The organism is Nostoc sp. (assembly GCF_036917535.1).
GTDB lineage: Bacteria > Cyanobacteriota > Cyanobacteriia > Cyanobacteriales > Nostocaceae > Nostoc.
Genome location: NZ_JBALDA010000089.1, coordinates 73,589 through 93,906, shown reverse-complemented (window position 1 = coordinate 93,906; position 20,318 = coordinate 73,589). Strand labels below are relative to the sequence as shown.

17 protein-coding genes and 3 pseudogenes are annotated in these 20,318 nt (G+C 42.4%); 13 read left to right on the top strand and 7 right to left on the bottom strand.

Features of this window, described 5'->3' with window-relative positions; genetic code table 11:
• Window positions 1-131 precede the first annotated feature (131 nt).
• From V7K56_RS28335 to V7K56_RS28325, 3 genes are all read left to right on the top strand, one after another.
• Window positions 132-1,178 carry a hypothetical protein gene (locus tag V7K56_RS28335; RefSeq protein WP_334915940.1) on the top strand — a complete coding sequence of 349 codons (1,047 nt, stop codon included), beginning with the start codon at window positions 132-134 and terminating at the stop codon, window positions 1,176-1,178.
• Between the two features lie 879 nt (window positions 1,179-2,057).
• On the top strand, window positions 2,058-2,621 hold the full coding sequence (locus V7K56_RS28330; RefSeq protein WP_334915938.1) for a TetR/AcrR family transcriptional regulator: 564 nt from the start codon (window positions 2,058-2,060) through the stop codon (window positions 2,619-2,621).
• Between the two features lie 274 nt (window positions 2,622-2,895).
• Entirely contained in the window at window positions 2,896-4,032 is a 1,137-nt protein-coding gene (locus tag V7K56_RS28325; protein ID WP_334915935.1) for a cytochrome P450, read from the top strand.
• Between the two features lie 458 nt (window positions 4,033-4,490).
• Here the strand turns inward: V7K56_RS28325 and V7K56_RS28320 are convergent, their stop codons facing one another.
• Window positions 4,491-4,937 carry a TOBE domain-containing protein gene (locus tag V7K56_RS28320; RefSeq protein ID WP_334915933.1) on the bottom strand — a complete coding sequence of 149 codons (447 nt, stop codon included), beginning with the start codon at window positions 4,935-4,937 and terminating at the stop codon, window positions 4,491-4,493.
• 353 nt (window positions 4,938-5,290) lie between these two features.
• Here V7K56_RS28320 and V7K56_RS28315 point away from each other — a divergent pair, with 353 nt between their 5' ends.
• The 5 genes and pseudogenes from V7K56_RS28315 to V7K56_RS28295 all read left to right on the top strand — a co-directional run bounded on the left by V7K56_RS28315 (window position 5,291) and on the right by V7K56_RS28295 (window position 8,804).
• The gene (locus V7K56_RS28315) at window positions 5,291-6,088 is read left to right on the top strand and encodes a hypothetical protein (protein WP_334915931.1); all 798 of its coding nucleotides are present in this window, start codon (window positions 5,291-5,293) and stop codon (window positions 6,086-6,088) included.
• 18 nt (window positions 6,089-6,106) lie between these two features.
• On the top strand, window positions 6,107-6,253 hold the full coding sequence (locus V7K56_RS28310) for a hypothetical protein (RefSeq protein WP_334915929.1): 147 nt from the start codon (window positions 6,107-6,109) through the stop codon (window positions 6,251-6,253).
• A pseudogene (locus tag V7K56_RS28305) lies at window positions 6,249-6,350 on the top strand (glycosyltransferase family A protein); the annotation flags it as partial. The gene V7K56_RS28310 and the pseudogene V7K56_RS28305, both read left to right, overlap by 5 nt.
• A gap of 461 nt (window positions 6,351-6,811) precedes the next feature.
• Window positions 6,812-7,969 carry an XdhC family protein gene (locus tag V7K56_RS28300; RefSeq protein ID WP_334915927.1) on the top strand — a complete coding sequence of 386 codons (1,158 nt, stop codon included), beginning with the start codon at window positions 6,812-6,814 and terminating at the stop codon, window positions 7,967-7,969.
• Between the two features lie 190 nt (window positions 7,970-8,159).
• Window positions 8,160-8,804, top strand: a complete 645-nt coding sequence (locus V7K56_RS28295; protein ID WP_334915925.1) for a nucleotidyltransferase family protein — start codon at window positions 8,160-8,162, stop codon at window positions 8,802-8,804.
• Window positions 8,805-9,050: 246 nt separating this feature from the next.
• Here the strand turns inward: V7K56_RS28295 and V7K56_RS28290 are convergent, their stop codons facing one another.
• Together V7K56_RS28290 and V7K56_RS28285 are read right to left on the bottom strand one after the other, a co-directional pair.
• A complete protein-coding gene (locus V7K56_RS28290) occupies window positions 9,051-9,671 on the bottom strand; it encodes an FMN-dependent NADH-azoreductase (RefSeq protein ID WP_334915923.1) in 621 nt (206 codons plus the stop codon).
• Window positions 9,672-10,088: 417 nt separating this feature from the next.
• Window positions 10,089-10,416: pseudogene (locus tag V7K56_RS28285) on the bottom strand (ABC transporter ATP-binding protein); the annotation flags it as partial.
• On the opposite strand from V7K56_RS28285, the gene V7K56_RS28280 reads away from it, so the two are divergent.
• Window positions 10,376-10,504 (top strand): hypothetical protein, encoded by a 129-nt coding sequence (locus V7K56_RS28280; protein WP_334915959.1) that lies wholly within the window; start codon window positions 10,376-10,378, stop codon window positions 10,502-10,504. The pseudogene V7K56_RS28285 and the gene V7K56_RS28280 sit on opposite strands and share 41 nt — an antisense overlap.
• 53 nt (window positions 10,505-10,557) lie before the next feature.
• On the opposite strand, the gene V7K56_RS28275 is transcribed toward V7K56_RS28280, so the two are convergent.
• From V7K56_RS28275 to V7K56_RS28265, 3 genes are read right to left on the bottom strand one after another with little or no spacing between them, the layout of a single operon-like run.
• The gene (locus tag V7K56_RS28275; protein ID WP_334915921.1) at window positions 10,558-12,771 is read right to left on the bottom strand and encodes a xanthine dehydrogenase family protein molybdopterin-binding subunit; all 2,214 of its coding nucleotides are present in this window, start codon (window positions 12,769-12,771) and stop codon (window positions 10,558-10,560) included.
• Window positions 12,768-13,751, bottom strand: a complete 984-nt coding sequence (locus tag V7K56_RS28270) for an FAD binding domain-containing protein (RefSeq protein ID WP_334915919.1) — start codon at window positions 13,749-13,751, stop codon at window positions 12,768-12,770. The genes V7K56_RS28275 and V7K56_RS28270 overlap by 4 nt, the downstream gene beginning before the upstream one ends.
• Window positions 13,738-14,322: a (2Fe-2S)-binding protein gene (locus V7K56_RS28265; protein WP_334915917.1), complete on the bottom strand. Its 585-nt coding sequence runs from the start codon at window positions 14,320-14,322 to the stop codon at window positions 13,738-13,740. The genes V7K56_RS28270 and V7K56_RS28265 overlap by 14 nt, the downstream gene beginning before the upstream one ends.
• Window positions 14,323-14,823: 501 nt before the next feature.
• Between V7K56_RS28265 and V7K56_RS28260 the strand changes: the two are divergent.
• From V7K56_RS28260 to kefC, 3 genes and pseudogenes are all read left to right on the top strand, one after another.
• Window positions 14,824-15,021, top strand: a pseudogene (locus V7K56_RS28260) (DUF4277 domain-containing protein); the annotation flags it as partial.
• A 154-nt stretch (window positions 15,022-15,175) separates the two neighbouring features.
• Window positions 15,176-15,814 carry a glutathione-regulated potassium-efflux system oxidoreductase KefF gene (kefF, locus tag V7K56_RS28255; protein WP_334915915.1) on the top strand — a complete coding sequence of 213 codons (639 nt, stop codon included), beginning with the start codon at window positions 15,176-15,178 and terminating at the stop codon, window positions 15,812-15,814.
• Complete coding sequence (kefC, locus tag V7K56_RS28250; RefSeq protein ID WP_334915912.1) at window positions 15,804-17,696, top strand: glutathione-regulated potassium-efflux system protein KefC; 1,893 nt, start codon at window positions 15,804-15,806, stop codon at window positions 17,694-17,696. Before kefF ends, kefC begins: the two co-directional genes overlap by 11 nt.
• Window positions 17,697-17,849: 153 nt before the next feature.
• Here the strand turns inward: kefC and V7K56_RS28245 are convergent, their stop codons facing one another.
• Complete coding sequence (locus tag V7K56_RS28245) at window positions 17,850-18,413, bottom strand: cupin domain-containing protein (RefSeq protein WP_334915910.1); 564 nt, start codon at window positions 18,411-18,413, stop codon at window positions 17,850-17,852.
• Window positions 18,414-18,649: 236 nt separating this feature from the next.
• On the opposite strand from V7K56_RS28245, the gene V7K56_RS28240 reads away from it, so the two are divergent.
• Window positions 18,650-20,095 carry a deoxyribodipyrimidine photo-lyase, 8-HDF type gene (locus tag V7K56_RS28240; RefSeq protein ID WP_334915908.1) on the top strand — a complete coding sequence of 482 codons (1,446 nt, stop codon included), beginning with the start codon at window positions 18,650-18,652 and terminating at the stop codon, window positions 20,093-20,095.
• Window positions 20,096-20,318 lie beyond the last annotated feature (223 nt).

Sequence of the window (20,318 nt, the reverse complement as noted above, 5' to 3'; positions counted from 1 at the left end):
GTCAACTTCAGTACTGTACGTTCGCTCCTACCTTGAAGGGTGAGAGTTTCACAGAAATGGAATCAATTTGGCTATAGCATGTTATTAAATAGTCCTATGTTAACTCATGTAAAACAGTATAAAGGAGTCTTATGAAACCACTAACAATTAACGAAGGTTTGTCTCAACTTGATAAATTACTGTTGAACAAACATAGAGAGGCACTAGGTAAAAGTTTAATGATAGGTATTGCAGGATCTGTTGCAAGTGGAAAGTCTAGATTTTGCAAAATTTTTACAGAAACAGCTCCAGACCTGTTAGAAATGGATTTAGTTTATCTTCCTTTCGACTATTGGATAAATAAGGATAATTTAAATTCTAAAACCTATGCAGAAAGGTTATTCCTAGATGATTTATCATTAGCACTAAAAAGTATCAAATCTGAGACAGGTTGGTTTTGTCCAAGGTATGACCTATCAAAAAACATTAGAAATGACGAAGGTTATAAAAAATATTTAGTACCAGAGCAAGTTGTCGAGTGGTTTGGAAGAAAATTCACTCTTCTAAGTGAAGAATGTCCATTTAGTCACGCACCTGGGAGTAAAGAACTCTATGATGAATTAGAAACAAACAGAATTTATAGTTTCTTCATCCCGAAAGCAAATAGTCTTTATGTTATTGACGGTACAATGGTATACTTCTATGGAAATGACTATAAATTATATGATGCAACAATCTATGTTTACGGGGAGTGGGCAACTAGAATTTCTCGAATGATCAGGAGATACAATAGAAAAGAAGTATTTGGTCAAACTATCTTAACAGAAAAAGAATATGTGAGGTTTTTAGTAAATGAGGCCAGGGCATGTGCTGATGAAGAGATATTAACACAAAAGGGGAAAAGCACTTTCGTAATTAAGAGTTATACAGAAACTGTTTCTAACTTACTCGATTTATATTGTCTTAAGCAAAATATAAATAAAGACGAAAACATTAAAGAAGTGTATTGCCTAGATGAAGTTCAGCTCAATGAGCAAATCGACGAAGCATACAAACATTTCTCGACAATAAACGACTTAGAAACATTAAAAGCACTTAGAACTGAATTAAAACATTTGATATTAAGCAAGCATTTATTAAAAGTTGATAATATTGATGAGATATTCACCAAACTAGATCAAGTGCTTTCATTCAAATAATATGCAAGAATTGATAGTTATAGTTACAGAATATATTGAAAAAACCTTGGGAACAAACGGGCTTAAAGTAATGAATTTAATACTATAATGCCTTTACTGTGTCCCTAAACAGCACATAGAAATGTGCTGCTTACTTAATACTTCAAAAGCCAATCATATTAAGCTTTATAAACTAAACTAAACGGTTTAGTTTAAATTTTGTGACAGCTTCGCTATATTTGCCCCAATATGTAATACACAGTAACCCTCGATTTCTTTCTCCATGTATTACATGGCATCACTACAATCAGATCCTCGAATAAGGTTTTTCCTTGGACAATAAGGCATTAATTCCTCTTACCCTTCAAGGTAGGAGCGAACGTACAGTCAGTAGTAGGACTTACGCAAAAACTCTCTGAAACTCTTATTCCTCCGTGCCCTCTGCGTGCTCTGTGGTTCAATTTTCCGTTATCTGTGCGTAAGTCCTGAGTAGGTCAAATTATCCAAAATCTCAAATTACCTCCTTGACACTTTACCGTCTGGACGGTAGTATACATTTATAAGCCGTCTGGACGGTTTACTAATAGTAAATACTTGAATCCAATCTATATCAATCTTGGATTGAGAATGTTATGTTCACAATTGCAAATCCCTTTTTTGATCAAACTGCTTTGGGTTCCCATAGCAATTCGCTGCTGTCTCAAAATCCGCAGGTTCGACGTGCTACGGATTTGTTGGATGAAACTTTACACTGTATGATTACATCCCACCGATTTTCAAAGAGAGCAAGTTCACCCAATAAATCTAATCCTAGCCTTGCTGCCCAAAGACGAAGCAATGAGAGAGGATATTAACAATCTCGTTGCCAGACAAATTATCTAGTTCCATCATCCAAGCTCTATGACTACTAGCAAAACAACAAAATCTACGTCTGCCACCCGTAATGCATTGCTAGAAGCAGCAGCGCGAGTGATAGTAGCTGATGGTTCAAAGGCATTGACGTTGGAGGCAGTTGCCCGCGAAGCAGGTGTTAGTAAAGGTGGATTACTTTACCACTTTCCCAACAAAGAAGCCTTGATTGCTGGGATGTTGCAACAGCTAATCGATCAAAAGACAGCATCACTAAAGCATGAATTAGAGCAAGATGATGCACCGAATACACCAGGACATTGGCTAAGAGCCTATATCCGGTCATTTGAAAATCATAATACTCACTCTAGTCCAATGCAATCGGCAATACTTGCAGCGGTTGCTGAAAATCCAGAATTACTTAAGCCCTGGCAAGAAAAATTTGCTGATTGGCAACGGCTAATTGAAGCAAGTGGACTCGATCCTGCGATCGCGACTTTGATTCGTCTAGCGCTCAATGGTCTAACCTTCGCTTACCTCTTTGGTTTAGGAGTCCCGCAGGAATCTTTGCACAAGCAGGTAATTGAAACTCTGCTGAAACTAGCACAAGAGTAATTCATAATTGAGACGGTCTCAAAAAGGCTTGATTTGGACGCTTTCCTAATTTGGTGTTTGCGTCTAGAGATTTTTGTCATACCTGTATTGATGAAATCTGGATTCAGTGGGTAGACGCTTCTCCTGTCGGAGACGCTACGCGAACGTCTTGTCGCAGACATCGCTCTAGCGCTGACTCCGTAATTCCACAACAAATTTCTCTCTCGTAGATGATACGTCAGATAATGCCAGCATCTGACTCAGTTCAACTTGCAATTTTTTAAGGAGATTTATCATGACTAATGATTTACGGTTCCAACCAACCGATTCACAATTCCTGCTCAATCCTTATCCCTGGCTGGCTCAAATGCGTCAAGAAGCGCCTGCTTTCTATGACACAGAGCAGCAAGCTTGGATGGTGTTTCGTTATGACGATGTGGAACGAGTATTAAGCGAATGGAAAACCTTTTCATCTAAATCGCCCCAACCCCTCGGCCGAGAAGATTTTACTCAGAGTTTACCCCAGACCGATCCGCCGAAACATCAGTCACTACGCACCCTCGTACAAAAGGTGTTTACGCCGCATCGAGTCGAGGCTATGGAATCTCGGATTACCGAACTGACTCACGAGTTGCTGGATCAAATCAAGCAACACAAACAGGTCGATTTAATCCAAGCTTTCTCCTCACCTTTGCCGATCATCGTGATTGGAGAAATTCTTGGTGTACCCCTTGATGAGCGAGAAGACTTCAAGCACTGGTCAGACGGGGTATTAGCTAGCGATCCAACAGCGATAAAAAACATGGCTGACTATTTTCGCCAATTACTGGAAAAGCGGCAATCCCATCCAGGGCAAGACCTGATCAGCGATTTAATTGCGGCTTATGAAGAAGGAGAAAAGTTGACTGGACAGGAAGTTGTGGATTTTTGCATCCTACTGTTGACAGCAGGGAATGAGACGACAACTAACTTAATTACCAATACCATTTGGTGTCTGCATGAGCATCCCGATGAAAACCAACGCTTACGCAATGACTTGTCTCTATTACCGAGTGCAATTGAGGAAGTACTGCGTTATTATTCCCCGATTACTTTTTTGAATCGATTCACGCAAGTAGAAACCCAAATTGGAGATCAAACAATTCCTGCTGGGCAACTTGTGCACCCGTGGCTAGCTTCTGCCAATCGAGATGAACATCACTTTGAGAATGCCGATCGCTTCATCATTGACCGAGAACCGAATAAACATTTTGCCTTTGGGAATGGAATTCATTTCTGTTTGGGCGCACCTTTAACTCGATTAGAAGCCAAGATTGGGCTAAAAGCTTTACTCTCAGAATTTCCGAACCTCCGCGTTGACTCAACCCAACCTTTGAAACCACTTCCTAACCCCAGAGTACATGGACTCGAAAGCTTGAGTGTTTTGTTATAGAAAACGAATCAGCTCTACTTAGAGAGTGGGGAGATCTGTTAGCGCAGCGTAAAGCCTACAGCATAGCTTCTCTTCGAGACGCTGCGCGAACGCTTAGAGCGACGCAGGAGCGTCACCCGGAGGGCTTGCCGTAGGCTACCGCTCCAGGCGCAGAGAACGTCAGTGCGCCCTTGCGGTTCCCCGACTTGTTCACTTTTAGCGTTCCTGCTTTCTTAGCAACTGGCGCGAAACACAGAGAAGAGAAAAAATGCTTAACCCAAGCGTATTGGGCTATGGAGGACAATTATCTGTGTCAACTTCAGTAGGTCAGCACAGCTATGCTATTCTACGCTATATTACATTTACACAAAAATAGCTATTACATAAGCGATCGCATCAACTATATATACTCAATTCTTCAAAATTTTAGTAAAGAAAGCTTATTCTCTTAATATCTAACACCCAGAATCAATGTATTTCTATTCTCTAGCAATGACAATATCGTTAGATTTAATAACTGCATAAGCTTCTTTTCCCTCAGATAATTCCAACTCTTCTGCAGAAGCTCTGGTGATAATCGAAGTTAATTCTACTTTATGAATAATTTCCAGAGTCACCTCACTATTAACTGCTCCATAAACAACTCGTTTAACTACACCTTTAAGAATATTGCGAGAGCTAACTTTTAGTGGTTTCTTTTGAATACTACTTTCTATGTCAGGCTTTTGAGCGTAGTCAATATCTTCCTGTTGTTCTTGGTGAGTTGCTGGTGATATTGATGTTGAAGAATGCTGAGTAAGACTACGCACAAGTTCCCGCAGAATCTCAGTTTTAGTGCGTTGAGACTGTTCGCAAAACTCCTCTAAAATCTTCCGCTCGTCCTCTGAGGTTTGAAATGTAACCCATCCTTGTTCTTTCCTTGGCATAATAATATTATCAATTTTGGTTATCTTGGTAAAATTCTACCAATTATCAATTCGTTACGTCGTTTTAGTAATAACATTTTTTTGTCAGGATTTTCGGCATTGTTATCGCAAATTAATCAATTAATCTCATATAGTAAACTACATATATATTTATTTTTTTCTAGATGCGAAATATTTTGTTACTTGAAATTGTCTAAATCATCACTAAATTATTACCAACTAAGATGGTACAAAGTGAAGTCTATGGTATTTGTTGGGATAGCGATGCCTATGCAAGGGTAATCGAGCACAAAATTCCGCTGGCGATCGCGTGAGTGCCGTAGGATTATTTAACGTGAGTTCACAGCTGGGGGATGAAACACCTAAAATCACGTTCTCAAGACCTGCGGAGTTTATTTGAGAACAATATCACCATTGAATACGTGGCAGAACCCCTGAAAGCTATGCCAGCTGATGCGGAGGCGAAAGAAGTGCTGCATTGGATGCAAGCACAAAATTTTGATGTTATCGGCGTTGAGACGGGAGATATTATTAGCGGTTATGTAGAACGCTCTAGTTTGATTCCAGACAAAAAAGGTAAATGTAGCGACTATCAACGGGTGTTTCATCCCAAAGAACTAATTGCCATTTCCACCCCACTGATAAAGTTGCTACCTATTCTGCAACAAACTCCGCGATTGTTTGTCTTAGATTGTAGTCAGGTCAGTGGTATTGTTACCTGTGGTGATTTGCAGAAAGCACCCGTGCGAATGCTACTGTTTGGCTTAGTAACGCTGCTAGAAATGAATTTGCTGCGGCTAGTGCGGATTTACTATCCCCAAGATTCTTGGCAAAAAGTCCTTAAACCTGAGCGCTTAGAAGTTGCTCAACGACTATGGCGAGAGAGTCAAGAAAGAAACGAAGCCACCGATTTGTTAGATTATCTGCAATTCTGTGATAAGCGAGAGTTGATTTTAAATCAACCAGAACTTCTTCAGCAACTAGGACTAAAATCAAAACGGTTTGGCGAACGTTTCCTCAAGTCTGCTGAACAGTTGCGAAACCGATTAGCTCACGCCCAAAATTTAGTTAGTGGCTCCTCTTGGACAGAATTGATTTCTCTAGCAGAAGCGATAGAAAAGCTGTTAATTCATTGTGAGGAAGTTGAGTAAAGTGGTCAGCTTTCTTTAATGGCTACCCCCCAACCGGAACAGCTAAAAGAACTTCTGCATAAATCACTAGAGAAATTAGAAACATTTCAAGAGTGTGCATTACTGGACTATCTTGACTATCCTAATATTGGCGATCGCCTTATAGAGTTAGGTACTGTGAGTTAAAATTATTCACCAGGCAAATCGACGAGTATCTGGAGCAAGGAATACTGGTATTCGCCATGCTCAAGGAGAATATTTAGTTTTTTTAAATGGAGATGACCGAATGGCACTAAGAAAAGCTCTAATCTATGAATAATAAGCCTTACAGCTTTTAATGCCATTGAGCAGTAATGGGATGAGTCAGCCTATCTCTGTGCCATTCGATGCCGCCTAATAAATGGAGCGATGATGTGTGGGTTGTCCAACAAGTTTTTTAAGTAAGAAAAGCTTACTCGAAAATAAATATTCCGTGCTAACTATAATAATAGATAAATGACTCAAATTGACAACTATCTTGCGGGGCATGATTTCAGCGATATTTTCGTTTATCTTGGATAACACAACGCCGCGATGTCTGCCGCAGTAAACAACGCAGTCAGTCTAATGCATATACTGCAATCATTAACGGGCGTCGTGTTTAACACTAGCAGCAATGCACAATGGCACAGTCATTACATTGTTTTGATTGAGACTGTCTACTCAAGCTGACAAACTGCTAGAAACAGAAAAATAAGTAATCCAATGAACGAATTACAAGCAATTTTAGAAGGCTTCGAGTCAAGTCAAAAAAGTGGTGAAACCACTTTCCTTGCCACTGTAGTCAAAACTCAAGGTTCTACCTATCGCCGACCAGGTGCCAAAATGTTAATGACAAATACAGGTCGGATGATCGGAACAATTAGCGCAGGTTGCTTAGAGAACGACGTATTTGAGCATACTCAACAACGAATGTCGGACGGCGAACCAATTGTTGTGACTTACGATAACACCGCCTCTGAAGATATTCTTTGGGGCTTTGGTCTGGGGTGCAATGGGACAGTGCAAGTTCTGATCGAACGTCTTGAAAAAGAAAGTACACCGAATATGATCGCTTTTACACAGGAGTGCTTTCATAAAAAACATTTGGGTGTTATTGCTACAGTTTTTGCTTTTGAAGGCAAGGTAGATGTGAAACTGGGGTCGCGCTTACTGCTGTATCCAAATGGTAAAATTAGCACTGATATCAAAGATGCAAATTTAATTCAATCTTTAATTGCAGATACTCAAGCAGCCTTTACTAATCAAAAGTCAAGCGTAAAAAACTATCAGTTACCTTTAGGTAGTGCAGAAGTTTTCATCGAAATCATTCAACCACCCACGCCTCTAGTAATATTTGGTGCTGGTTATGACGCTGTACCCGTAGCACAGTTTGCTCAAGCATTAGGTTGGGACGTTACTGTAGTCGATTGTCGAGCTAATGAGGCAACTAGAGCGCGATTTCCTATAGCTTGTGATGTGATTCTGAGTCGGCGAGAAATTATACATAAACAGGTATTTATAGATGTCAACACAGTTGCTGTAGTGATAACGCATAATTACCTTGATGACCTGGAAATTTTGAAAATGTTGCTGCCATCTCCTGCACGCTATATAGGAGTTTTAGGGCCAAAAGCGCGTACTGAAAGATTGCTTGAAGATTTACGTTCGCAAGGAATAGTTTATACCCCTGAACAATTAAAAAGATTACATGGCCCGATTGGAATTGACATTGGAGCAGAGACACCTGAAGGTATAGCGATCGCTATTATTGCGGAAATTCAAGCAGTGCTAACAAACCGCAGTGGTAATTTTTTAAAAAATCGCAATCAACCAATTCACCAATCTTATGAAAGCAACTTAAACTTACTACTGACCACATAGTTTTTATCGTAAATTAAAGGGTTTAAGACCCCTACGTCTAAACGTAGCTCGGAGGCGGAGTGGCTCCGACTCCGCTCATTTTCAGTCGGGGTTTAAATCCCCGTCTGAAAATGTCTTTAATTTTGAATTTTGTTAGCGCAGCGTTAGCGAGTCTGCGAGCGTCATTTTGAATTTTGAATTGTTAACTGTTATGGTATTTCACACTGAGCAAATAGACCAAGAAAAATCAACCATAGCCATTCTGATTCTTGCTGCTGGTGCATCTACTCGTATGGGTACACCAAAACAACTATTGCTTTACCAAGGACGTAGTTTTTTGCAATATATTACAGAAATGGCGATCGCTTCAGTTTGTCAACCTGTGGTAGTAGTACTTGGAGCAAATGCAGAACAAATTTATCCCCAAATTAAGCAACTTCCCGTTACAGTAGTTAACAATTCAAATTGGGCTTGTGGAATGAGTACTTCAATCAAAAGCGGTATTGAATTGTTAAATAATCTTCCGCAAAAAATAGAAGCAGTAGTTATTACACTTTGTGACCAGCCATTTGTTTCTTACCAAATTATTGATCAACTTGTTGATGCATATTATTCAACAAAAAAACCGATAATTGCTTGTGAGTATGGGGGTACATTAGGTGTACCCGCTTTATTTAGTCAAATATTTTTTTCCGAACTTGCTGCTTTGAAAGAAACTTCAGGAGCAAAAAGAGTTATTAATAATAACCTCAATCAAGTGTTTTCTATTCCGTTTACGCTAGGGAACATTGATATTGATACGCCAAAGGATTACGAACAATTACAAGTTGTGTTGCAAAAATCGATGATTAGTTAATTCTGACTTAGGATTCAAATTCATTCTACACAGCTAGAATCACGATTAGTGGCTACGAAACTATGAATATGATTTGTAAAGGTCAACTTAACGCAGTCAGCGTATGAACTTCTTGCTCATACTGGTAATATAGTGATCGCTTTGGTAAACCTAACTAACGACCAAGATAAGCAGCGGCAGATTACCTTGGCATCATCACCACGATCTCTGAGCCGTCCGCTTCATCGACTTGTTAGCTGGCTGGCTCTACCAACTACCAACTAGTTCTTGAATTTTAGATTGTGCTTCGTCTAGCCCTCGTTTTCGTGCCTCGTCTCCCATGTCTAGCCCATTGGCATGAATGAACTGAATATCAGTCACACCCATGAATTGAAAAGCATATCGGAGCGCAGGTTCCTGACAATCCCACCCTTCGTAAGGAGAACCTGCTCCATACTCAACACCTCGTGATGTAATGAACAAAACCTTTTTACCGTTCGCAAGTCCTTTGACTTGATCATCCTCAACTGTGAATGTGCGATCCACACGAACCACTTGATCAATGTACGCTTTGAAATTGGATGGAATGCTGAAGTTGTACATCGGCACACTGAAAACGCACCGATCAGCCGCCAAAAATTCATCCACCAACTCATCAGAAAACTTAAGGAGTTCAGTCATCTCTAGAGTAAGTGCTTCTGGAGGAGTAAACTCAGCAGCGATCCAATCTTCGGTGACGTGAGGAACTGGCGTTTGTCTTAAATCACGATAGGCGATCGCATCATCGGGATGTAGGTTCTGCCAAGCAGCTATGAACTCTTTGGCTAGCTTGCGAGATTTAGAGCGATCGCCACGCGGACTTGAATCAACATGAAGAATGCGTGCCATAGTGCCTCAACCATGAAAGATAAATTGAGAATTCTTTCTTGTAATCCTAACTAGCGGTAACAAGCTTCTGTCACTTTCCGAAAACATTTATCATTTCTGAATTCTAGAGCTTTTGTATAGCAAGCGTAGGCTAGCAAAAACCGCAGGCATCGCGCGATTCTTTTCTAATAACAAATACAAGACCGATTTTTTTCTAATAGTATAGCTTATATTGATTGCCTCATGAGGCTTCTAGCGATCGCCCTCCCGGAGAGTGACAAAAGAGGGGTATTTAATAAGAACAAAAACTTGAATCAAAATGATAATCAAATAAAGGGAAGGAGGCGAGCGACGCTCGCCTCCTTCCCTTACCCAGCACACGATTATCATTGTTATTAGATTTATTTTGAGTATTTTAACTGGTTGACAAAATGCGCTTTACCTTAACCTCTCACCTAATGTCATTACTCTATCTTTGTATTTCTGAAATATGAGATGACGTTTGACTTGAGGATCAGATTTACTTGGCAATTAGGATTTGCAATTCTTGCTTAACTGTGCTTGGTTGTGGGCTTAATACGTAGATGTGTTGAGATAGAAAAATTGCTTCTTCAACATTGTGAGTAATTAGAAAAATTGTAGTGTTTGTGCTACGCCAAATTTCTAGTAGAAATTGCTGCATTACTTCTTTCGTCTGCACATCTAATGCACCAAAGGGTTCATCCATGAGTAAAATTTTGGGTTTTGCAGCTAAAGCACGAGCGATCCAAGCGTCCTTCGCGCAAAAAGCCAGATGCGATCGCAAGTTAATCAACTTAATTGAGTTTAAACACAGGCGATCGCCGATCGGATGATTGAGCTTTCATCGTTTCGGCGATGCCTACAGCTGGCTATGCCTACGCAATATCTACAGCAGCTTGTCTAATGTAATTGGCAAATCGCGAATACGTTTACCTGTGGCATGATAAACAGCGTTAGCGATCGCCGCCGCAGTGCCAGTAATCCCAATTTCGCCAATTCCCTTGACACCAAGCGGGTTGATGTGTGGATCGCGTTCATCAACAAAGAACACCTGAATATCAGGAACGTCTGCATTCACTGGTACGTGATACTCAGCTAAATCGTGGTTGACAACGCGTCCGAAATTGGGGTCTGTTACTGTGTGTTCCATCAGTGCCATACCGATGCCATAAGTAATCCCACCGATGAGTTGACTGTTGGCTGTTTTCGCATTGAGTATGCGTCCCACGCCAAAAGTTCCTACCCAGCGCGTCACTCGCACTTCACCGGAATCAGGATTAACGCGGACTTCGGCAAATTGCGAGCCAAATGAGTGCATTGAGAACTTCTTTTGTTCCTCTCCGAGTTTGGCATCTGCACGCGCTTCCAGCATTTTCATACCATGCCGTGCCAAAATTGCCTGATATGTTTCGGTTGCAGACGATTTATTCTTTAAGAAAAAGCTGCCATTTTCGGCAATCACATCCTCAGCGTTTGAACGATAAAGCGGCGATTTTTGATCGGCAAGTGCTAGTTGCAAGAGCTGATTGCGGGCTTGATTTCCCGCTAAATGCACCGACGAGCTGACACTGGCGGCGGTTTGCGAACCACCGGAAACGGGGGTTTCTGGCAAAATTGTATCGCCTAGTTCAAAGCGAACTTTCTCAACTGGTAGACCAAGAGCCTCAGCTGCGACTTGAGTCATCACAGTATAAGTTCCCGTACCAATATCTTGCGAACCGCTTTGGACAACGGCTGTACCGTCTGCCATAATTCGGGCGATCGCCGATGCTGGGGAACGGTTGGTAGGATAAGTAGCTGTCGCCATACCCCAACCAATCAAATAATTGCCGTCTCGCATCGAACGGGGCTTGGGATTGCGCTTCTGCCAACCAAACTTTTCTGCTCCTAGCTTGTAGCACTGGATGAGTGACTTGCTCGACCAAGGCAGTCCTTTACTGGGATCAACATCAGCATGGTTACGCAGACGCAGCTCGATGGGATCGATGTTGAGTGCGTAAGCCAGTTCGTCCATTGCCGATTCTAGGGCAAACGATCCAGAAGATTCTCCTGGCGCACGCATGAAAGTTGGTGTACCCTCATCGAGTTGCACCAGACGGTGGCTGGTTTCGATATTTGGGCAAGCGTAAATCATGCGGGCGCTTTTACCAACAGGTTCGATAAATTCATCGAAAGTTGAAGTCTGGGAAATGCCAGCGTGTCGCAGAGCGGTTAATTTACCGTCGCGGGTTGCACCTAAAGAAACTTGTTGAATCGTTTCTGGTCGGAAGCCGACAGGCCCATACATTTGTATCCGTCCCAGAACTAATTTTACTGGGCGATTAACCTGTCGTGCTGCCATCGCTGCTAGAGGCACATGCGACCAAGACGACCCTTTGCAACCGAAACCACCGCCAACAAAGTAAGACATAACGCGAACTTTCTCTGGCTCAATTCCTAATACCCCCGCAACTTTTTGTTGAACCTGAAAGATTCCCTGAGTAGCATCATACAGCAGCAGTTGATCGCCTTGCCAAACTGCTGTTGTGGCATGAGGCTCCATCGGATTGTGATTTTCGATTGGTGTAGTATAGGTTTGCTCGACGCGTACAGCCGCAGCCCTTAGTCCCTGGTTAACGTTGCCATGCGCTGAATCGGGCGGTTCTTCTTTAGGGATTTTACCTTTAGGCAAGTATGCTTTAGCGAGATTGTCTCGCATATTGATGGTCGGCTTTTCTTCGTTATAACGAACTTTGACGAGGGAAGCAGCATACATAGCTCGTTCAAAAGTATCGGCAACGACGATACCAATGTGCTGACCGCTATAAAGCACAATGTTATCTTGCAGCACTTGCAGCTTGCGACCGCCGCCCTTTTCTCCAAAAGCTTTGGGCGCGTTCAGGTGGGTAATTACTGCTAATACACCCGGTACTTGCTCCGCCGCCTTGGTATCGATTTGGGCAATCTTACCTTTGGCGATCGTGCTTTGAATCGTCACACCATAAGTCATTTTTGCCACCGGAAACTCTGCCGCATAGCGGGCGCCACCAGTTACCTTCAGGTGTCCATCGACTCGGTTGAGCGGTTTGCCCACAACTCCATTTTTATCCCCTGTATTCACGCTATCCCTCCTACCGTGAAGAGTGCCTTAACAATTGTGCGTTTAGCAAGTTCGACCTTAAACCCGTTATATTTTTGAGGTTTAGCTCCGGCGAGGGCTGCTGTGGCTGCTGCTTGAAATGTTGCCTGGTTTGCGGGCTTATTCAAAAGTACTTTTTCAGCTTCGTAGGCACGCCAAGGCTTTGTTCCTACTCCACCCAAGGCAATGCGGGCGGCGCGAATGATGCCATTTTGAACATCTAATGCCGCCGCAACCGATGCCATCGCAAAGGCATAGGAGGCGCGATCGCGGACTTTTAAATAGTGCGATCGCCTAGCAAAGTTTGAAGCAGGTAAATCTACGGCAACGATTAACTCTCCGTGTTGTAGAACTGTCTCTTTCTCTGGTGTATTGCCTGGTACGAGATGAAAATCGACGAGCGGAATACTGCGCTCTCCCTTGGGCCCGCGTGTTTGCACAACTGCATCGAGTGCTAGCATTGCCACAGCCATATCAGATGGATGGGTGGCAATACAGCGATCGCTACCGCCAAGAATTGCGTGGATACGGTTGTAACCCTCAATCGCCGCACAACCTGAACCTGGAACGCGCTTGTTACAGGGCATCGAAGTGTCGCGGAAGTAGTAACAACGGGTACGTTGCAGCAAATTCCCGCCTACACTTGCCATGTTTCGCAGCTGCGGCGATGCCCCAGACAGCAACGCCTCTGACAACACAGGGTAACGCTCCTGAATCATCGCATTATAAGCAACATCGCTATTGCGTGCCATTGCGCCAATTCGTACGCTGTTGCCCTGCATTTCTATCTTGGTTAGCGGTAATGGGTTAATATCAACCAACTCTGTTGGTGTCTGGACATTCAGCTTCATCAAATCGATGAGGCTAGTACCACCAGCAAGGTACGAAGCTTGAGCATCTGGAGCTACCAACCCCACAGCATTTTCCGCTTGTCCTACTTTCTTATAGTTAAACGGCTGCATCTTTTTTTCCTCCTAAGACATCGCGGACAGCAGCCACGATATTTGGATAAGCGCCACAACGGCAAATATTCCCACTCATCAATTCCCGAACGTCGGCATCTGATTTAGCGTGTCCTTCGTTAACTAAACCCACTGCCGAACAAATTTGTCCTGGCGTGCAGTAGCCGCACTGAAATGCATCGTGGGCAACAAATGCAGCTTGCATTGGGTGCAAATTGTCTTCTTGCGCCAAACCTTCAATAGTTGTAATAGCAGCATCGGTGTGCATGATGGCAAAAGTCAGGCACGAGTTAACACGCCGCCCATCAATCAATACCGTACAAGCACCGCACTGACCATGATCGCAGCCTTTTTTAGAACCAATTAGCCCTATGTATTCCCGAAGTGCATCAAGTAAGGTAACACGTGGTTCGATCTGCAAATTATGTGCTGTTCCGTTCACTTGCAGCGTCACCTTCATAGTCTCAGGTGTGGAAGTTTTCAGCTTTGGAGTAGTTTTTTTTACTTGAGTTTGTGCTACAGTTTTATCTACAAAATTATTGATTGTAGCCGCTACTGTGCTAATAACCATCAATTGACCCAACCTACGGCGTCTTAGGACAAACCTCATCTGTTTACTCCATTCTGTTTTTGTTGGTAATAATATTGGTAATTCTCTTGACTTCAATTCTTTATAAAAAACACTCTTTTCTTACAAGCATTTTCCTAAAAATCACATCGTTAATAGAATACAATTTCATCTTGTTCTTGTGTCTCTATCAAAAGATTTATATCATAAGTAATATTTATATTTCTTATTCTATTTTAGAATGTTGTTAGCAAGATAACAGTTAAAATTTATAGTAATTAGACCTATTTTATAAATGTTTAAATTATGATATTTGGCAAAGCAAAATATCTGGTGATATTCTTATCTTCACTGCATTTTGCTCAGAATGAAATTTATGATTGTTGGACTTTTGCCAGAAATATATTGTTTAACTATTTAGTAAAAATTATCTTGTCTTAAAAATTAGATCTTTTAAATCTAGATTCCGCAGGTAAGCGAGGAGATTAATGGTATTTTTTATTCATGACACCATTAATCTTACAAATCAGCGTACAAAATATTGACTACTGTGGGCTAGTAGCTGGAATCATAGACCAGATATGTAAGGTAAGAGCAAATAAACCAAATACTGGGTACGCACCCGCAAGAAATTGTCATGCCAGGTCAAGCAGTCAAAGCAATGATTCTCATGGATTAGGTTTAGCGATCGCACCTTTTTTCCCCGACCTCACAAAATCGCGTTGCTCCCATAATAAAATGCCTAATGGTTTAATCTCCCTTTGTTACTACCAAAAAAGGATAATCTCAAATTACTATAAACTTAGGATGCTATCCTTTGCAAAGAGTAGCCACTTAACTCTTATATGCAAAACCAATGGGCAGTTCTAACCAAATATTAATTTTATTTGCTCACCCTGCACTTGAAAAGTCACGGGTGAATCGGCATTTGATTCAAGCCGTTCAGGGGTTGGATTCAATCACTATTCATGACCTCTATGAGGTATACCCTAACTTTCACATTGATGTGAAGTTTGAACAGGATTTACTCCTTGCCCACGATATTATCGTTTTCCAGCATCCCTTCTACTGGTACAGCAGTCCCGCGATTTTGAAGGAGTGGCTGGATTTAGTGTTAGAGCATGGATTTGCTTATGGTAATACAGGAACGGCGCTGCATGGCAAAAAACTGCTCTCAGCAATCACGACGGGGGGAAGCGAACAAGCTTACTGTCGGGAGGGATATAACTACTTTTCTATCCAAGAACTGCTAGTACCATTTGAGCAAACAGCGCGTCTTTGTGGCATGGAATATTTACCGCCCTTTCTTGTACATGAAACACATCAGCTACGGGAGCAACACCAAGTTGCTAAACACGCAGATGATTATCGTACTGCAATCATCGGTCTGCGTGATAACACTATAAGCTGGGAACTTCTCAAGCAATTCAAACATTTAAACCAAAACTTAGCTGAAGTGATCAAGATACAAAAGGCCCCGTACCATGCACAATGAAGATTTTTTCTTTCAAGCATTTGTTTACTTGATGGCGGCGGTACTGTCAGTACCAATCGCCAAACGATTAGGACTCGGTTCAGTTCTAGGCTATCTGATTGCTGGGGTAATCATTGGCCCTTTTGTACTAGGCTTTGTGGGAAATGAGGGAAGCAATGATGTAATGCACTTCGCCGAGTTTGGTGTGGTGATGATGCTCTTTTTGATTGGTTTGGAACTGCAACCATTCCTGCTGTGGCGATTGCGTGTCCCGATTCTCGGATTAGGAGGTTTGCAGGTTCTAGTTACGACTTTGGTTGTAACTGTGCTGAGTTTAATTTTCGGACTCTCCTGGCAAATGGGTTTAGCGATCGGCATGATTCTATCATTGTCTTCAACGGCGATCGTCCTCCAAACCCTAAACGAGAAGGGGTTAATGAAAACAGAAGGCGGACAATCGTCCTTTTCAGTACTGCTGTTTCAAGACATCGCAGTCATCCCAATGTTGGCTCTGTTACCGTTACTGGCAATGAAAAACAGCCCGACAGTGAGTTTGGCTGTCAATCGGGTAATCTTTGTTGCCGCAGAGCAACAAAAGGCAAATGTACCAGGTTGGCAACAAGCCTTGCTGGTGATGGTAACAGTGGGTGGCATTATTGTTGCCGGACGGTTTCTGATGCGCCCGATTTTCCGCTTTATTGCTGCTACCCAATTGCAAGAAATTTTCACGGCGACAGCTCTACTATTGGTAATTGGGATTGCCCTGGCGATGCAGCAGGTTGGTCTTTCGCCTGCACTGGGTACGTTTGTTGCCGGAGTTGTTTTGGCGGATAACGAATATCGTCACGAACTGGAGACTAATATTGAACCTTTCAAAGGTTTATTGTTGGGGCTGTTCTTTATTTCGGTTGGGGCTAGCATCAACTTTAATTTGCTGATTCAACAACCCTTCTTGATTCTAGGATTAGTCATCGGACTAGCAATTATTAAGTTTGCAGTGCTGTTTGGGTTGGGTTGGTTGTTCAAGTTGGAAGCCAGTCAGAATCTACTTTTCGCCTTCGCCCTCGCCCAAGGAGGTGAATTTGCCTTTGTGCTGTTCTCGTTTGCTACTCAAAATAACGTCCTAACTACAGCCGTGGGGGGTATCATTGTTGCCGTTGTTGCATTGTCGATGGTGCTGACACCGTTAATTATGCTGATTAATGAGAAGTTCGTCCAGTCTCGTTTTGTAACCACAGCAGTTGAGCGAGAAGCTGATTCCATTCATGACAATGAAAATCCAGTAATTATCGCAGGCTTTGGCCGCTTTGGACAAATTGTCGGTCGTTTGCTGATTGCCAATGGCTTCAAAGCCACAGTTCTCGATCACAACCCGACTCAAATTGATATGCTGCGGCGTTTTGGTTTCAAAGTCTATTACGGGGATGCGTCCCGGATTGATTTGCTACATACAGCAGGAGCAAGGCAGGCGAAGCTATTTGTTTTAGCCATAGATGATCGCGAGAAAAGCCTCGAAACTGTTGATCGGGTTCGTAAGTATTTTCCTCACCTGAAAATTTTAGGGCGGGCTATTGATCGCAATCATGCCTACGAGTTGCTTCGACGAGGGGTTGAAGTGGTTGAGCGGGAAACCTTTGGTTCGGCGGTAGAAATGGGAGTGGAAGCACTAAAGTTATTGGGTTTCCGCTCTTATAAGGCGCATCGAGCCGCTAACACCTTCAAAAGCCACGATCAACAAGCTTTGCGGGAAATGGCAAATATAGAGAGAGATGATACGATATTGGTGGCGCGATCGCGTCAACTAGCTCAACAGTTAGAGCAGTTATTAAGGTCAGACGATAAAGACCTCACTCATGAAGTTGACCGAGCTTGGGACATTTCAGATTTACAGAAGAATGTCTAAAAGGAATATGGTCAAGATGTTACGTGCAGGTTTAACTGCGGTGAAATCCATTAGAGGGCAAGAGAGCAGGGGGAAAGAGGCTTTTGGGATTTTTGCATAGATACAGTAATCATAAGTGATTAGCCGGACATGATATAAGCTTTAACGCGGCTTTTAGATCAAATCACTCACTTGAGTCCCTGTATAATTGGGAATCCAACCTTCTGCGTTGGTGCAGCCTGCCGCAGGCATCGCAAAATAGCGTACTCCTTTGAAATTCAACGATGCAGTTGGGCTGCACCAATGCTCAACGCCAGCGGGGATGTAAAGATAGTCTTGTGCCTGAACTAAAAGCTGTACCTGACTACCATCAAGTCGCACGAAACCATAAATCATTTCTCCTGACAACACATAGATGGGTTCAGGTGCAGGATGAGTATGGTAACGACTGTAGGTTGCGATTAGGTGGTGAAGATTGAACGAACCTGGATGCACATTTAGTAAGTCACACCAGAGAGCGCCATTTTCTTGCTGAAGAAATTCAAAGACGCTGTTATGGAGTTCTACGCAATAACGTTTCTCGGCCTCAGTTAAAACGTCCTGGTGTAGCAAATTAGGGAAGAGTAACGATGTTCCTGGATCGTAGTGTTTGAGTTGAATGCCAAGAGGCGCAAGTTCGCGAGCTATTTCGCCTAAATCGCTCTCAATCGTACCGTCGTCAAGTAGTAGGTTAGCCATGACAAAAAGACTAATTAACTGTTAAGAAGAGTATATTCAATTTCGATCTAAAAAGCCACCATTCCCGATTGACAAACAGGGGAATGGGGAATAGGGTATGGAGAATGGCGAGAATTATTGATCTTCCCAATGCCCAATGCCCACTGCCCATTAAAAGAATAAATTTCTCGCCAGAATGATGCTTATTGGTACCACTAGCATCTAAGCTAGTACGGGTGAACTATATATAGCATGGAATGTCTGACTTAATTCTGTTTTGGCATCGGCGCGATTTACGCATTTCTGACAATACGGGACTGGCTGCGGCAAAAGAGCAGAGTCCGAAGGTAGTGGGCGTGTTTTGCCTCGATCCGCATATTCTAGAACGGGATGATGTTGCTCCTGTGAGAGTAACTTATATGATTGGCTGTTTGCAGAAACTCCAAGAGCGATATGCTCAAGTTGGTAGCCAGTTGTTAATACTACATGCCGATCCTGTACAAGCAATACCAGCCTTAGCCGAAGCAATAAATGCCAAAGCTGTTTTTTGGAATTGGGATGTAGAACCTTATTCACAAGAACGCGATCGCACCATTATAAATGCCCTCAAAGAAAAAGGTATTGAGTTTCTTAACCAAAACTGGGATCAAATCCTCAACTCCCCAGAGGAGTTACGCACGGGTAGTAACAGTCCTTATACGGTTTACACGCCTTTCTGGAAAAATTGGCTTGCTAAACCAAAGAGTCAACCAGTAGAAACATTGCAAAATGTTGAGGGATTAACGGAAGCTGAACAGGAAATTGCCAAAGTTGCAGGAGCGATCGCACTACCTTCAGCAAAAGATTTAGGATTTATTTGGGATGAACCATTGATTATTTCACCGGGAGAGGCGGCAGCACAAGAACGATTAGAAGAATTTACTAATAAAGCTATTACTGAATACCAAGAACAGCGCAATTTCCCCGCAGTGGACGGAACATCACAACTGAGTGCAGCTTTAAAATTTGGCGTAATTGGCATTCGCACCGTTTGGCAAGCCACGATAGAAGCACAGGAAAATAGCCGCAGTGAGGAAACAGCAGTTAATATCCGCACATGGCAACAAGAATTAGCTTGGCGGGAGTTTTATCAACACGCAATGTATAATTTTCCTGAATTGGCTGGTGGTGCTTTCCGCGACGCCTTTAAGAATTTTCCTTGGGAAACAAACGAAGAACATTTCCAAGCTTGGTGTGAGGGGAGAACAGGCTATCCGATTGTAGATGCAGCAATGCGTCAGTTAAACGAAAGCGGCTGGATGCATAACCGTTGTCGGATGATTGTTGCCAGTTTCCTCACTAAAGACTTGCTAATTAATCCCCAATTGGGAGAAAAATATTTTATGCAGCACTTAATTGATGGTGATTTATCTGCTAATAATGGCGGTTGGCAATGGAGTGCTTCTAGCGGCATGGACCCCAAACCTGTGCGGATTTTCAACCCAGCCAGTCAAACACAAAAATTCGATCCAGAGGGGGAATATATTCGGCAATGGGTGTCAGAATTGCGGTCTGTAGATACAGAATATTTAGTTACTGGGAAAATTCCACCTTTAGAACGTCATGCTGTTGGCTATCCTGACCCAATTGTGGATCATAAAAGACAGCAACAGCAGTTCAAACAGCGTTATCAACAACAAAAAAATATTAGTAGTGGTGAGTAAAATTATGAATTTGTATAATTGTGAATTTTTCCGCAATAAATTAACTTTTTTCGTTTATTTATTATCCACGAATTACTCTCATTTTCACACGACAAATACCGTAAGACATAGCTACTAAAAATTGCGACACATAGCATGAGAACCCGTAAAATCTGCATACTACATTGCTAAAGTTCCTGATTTGCATATACTTGGCAGCCTTATCATTGAGACAAATATCGTA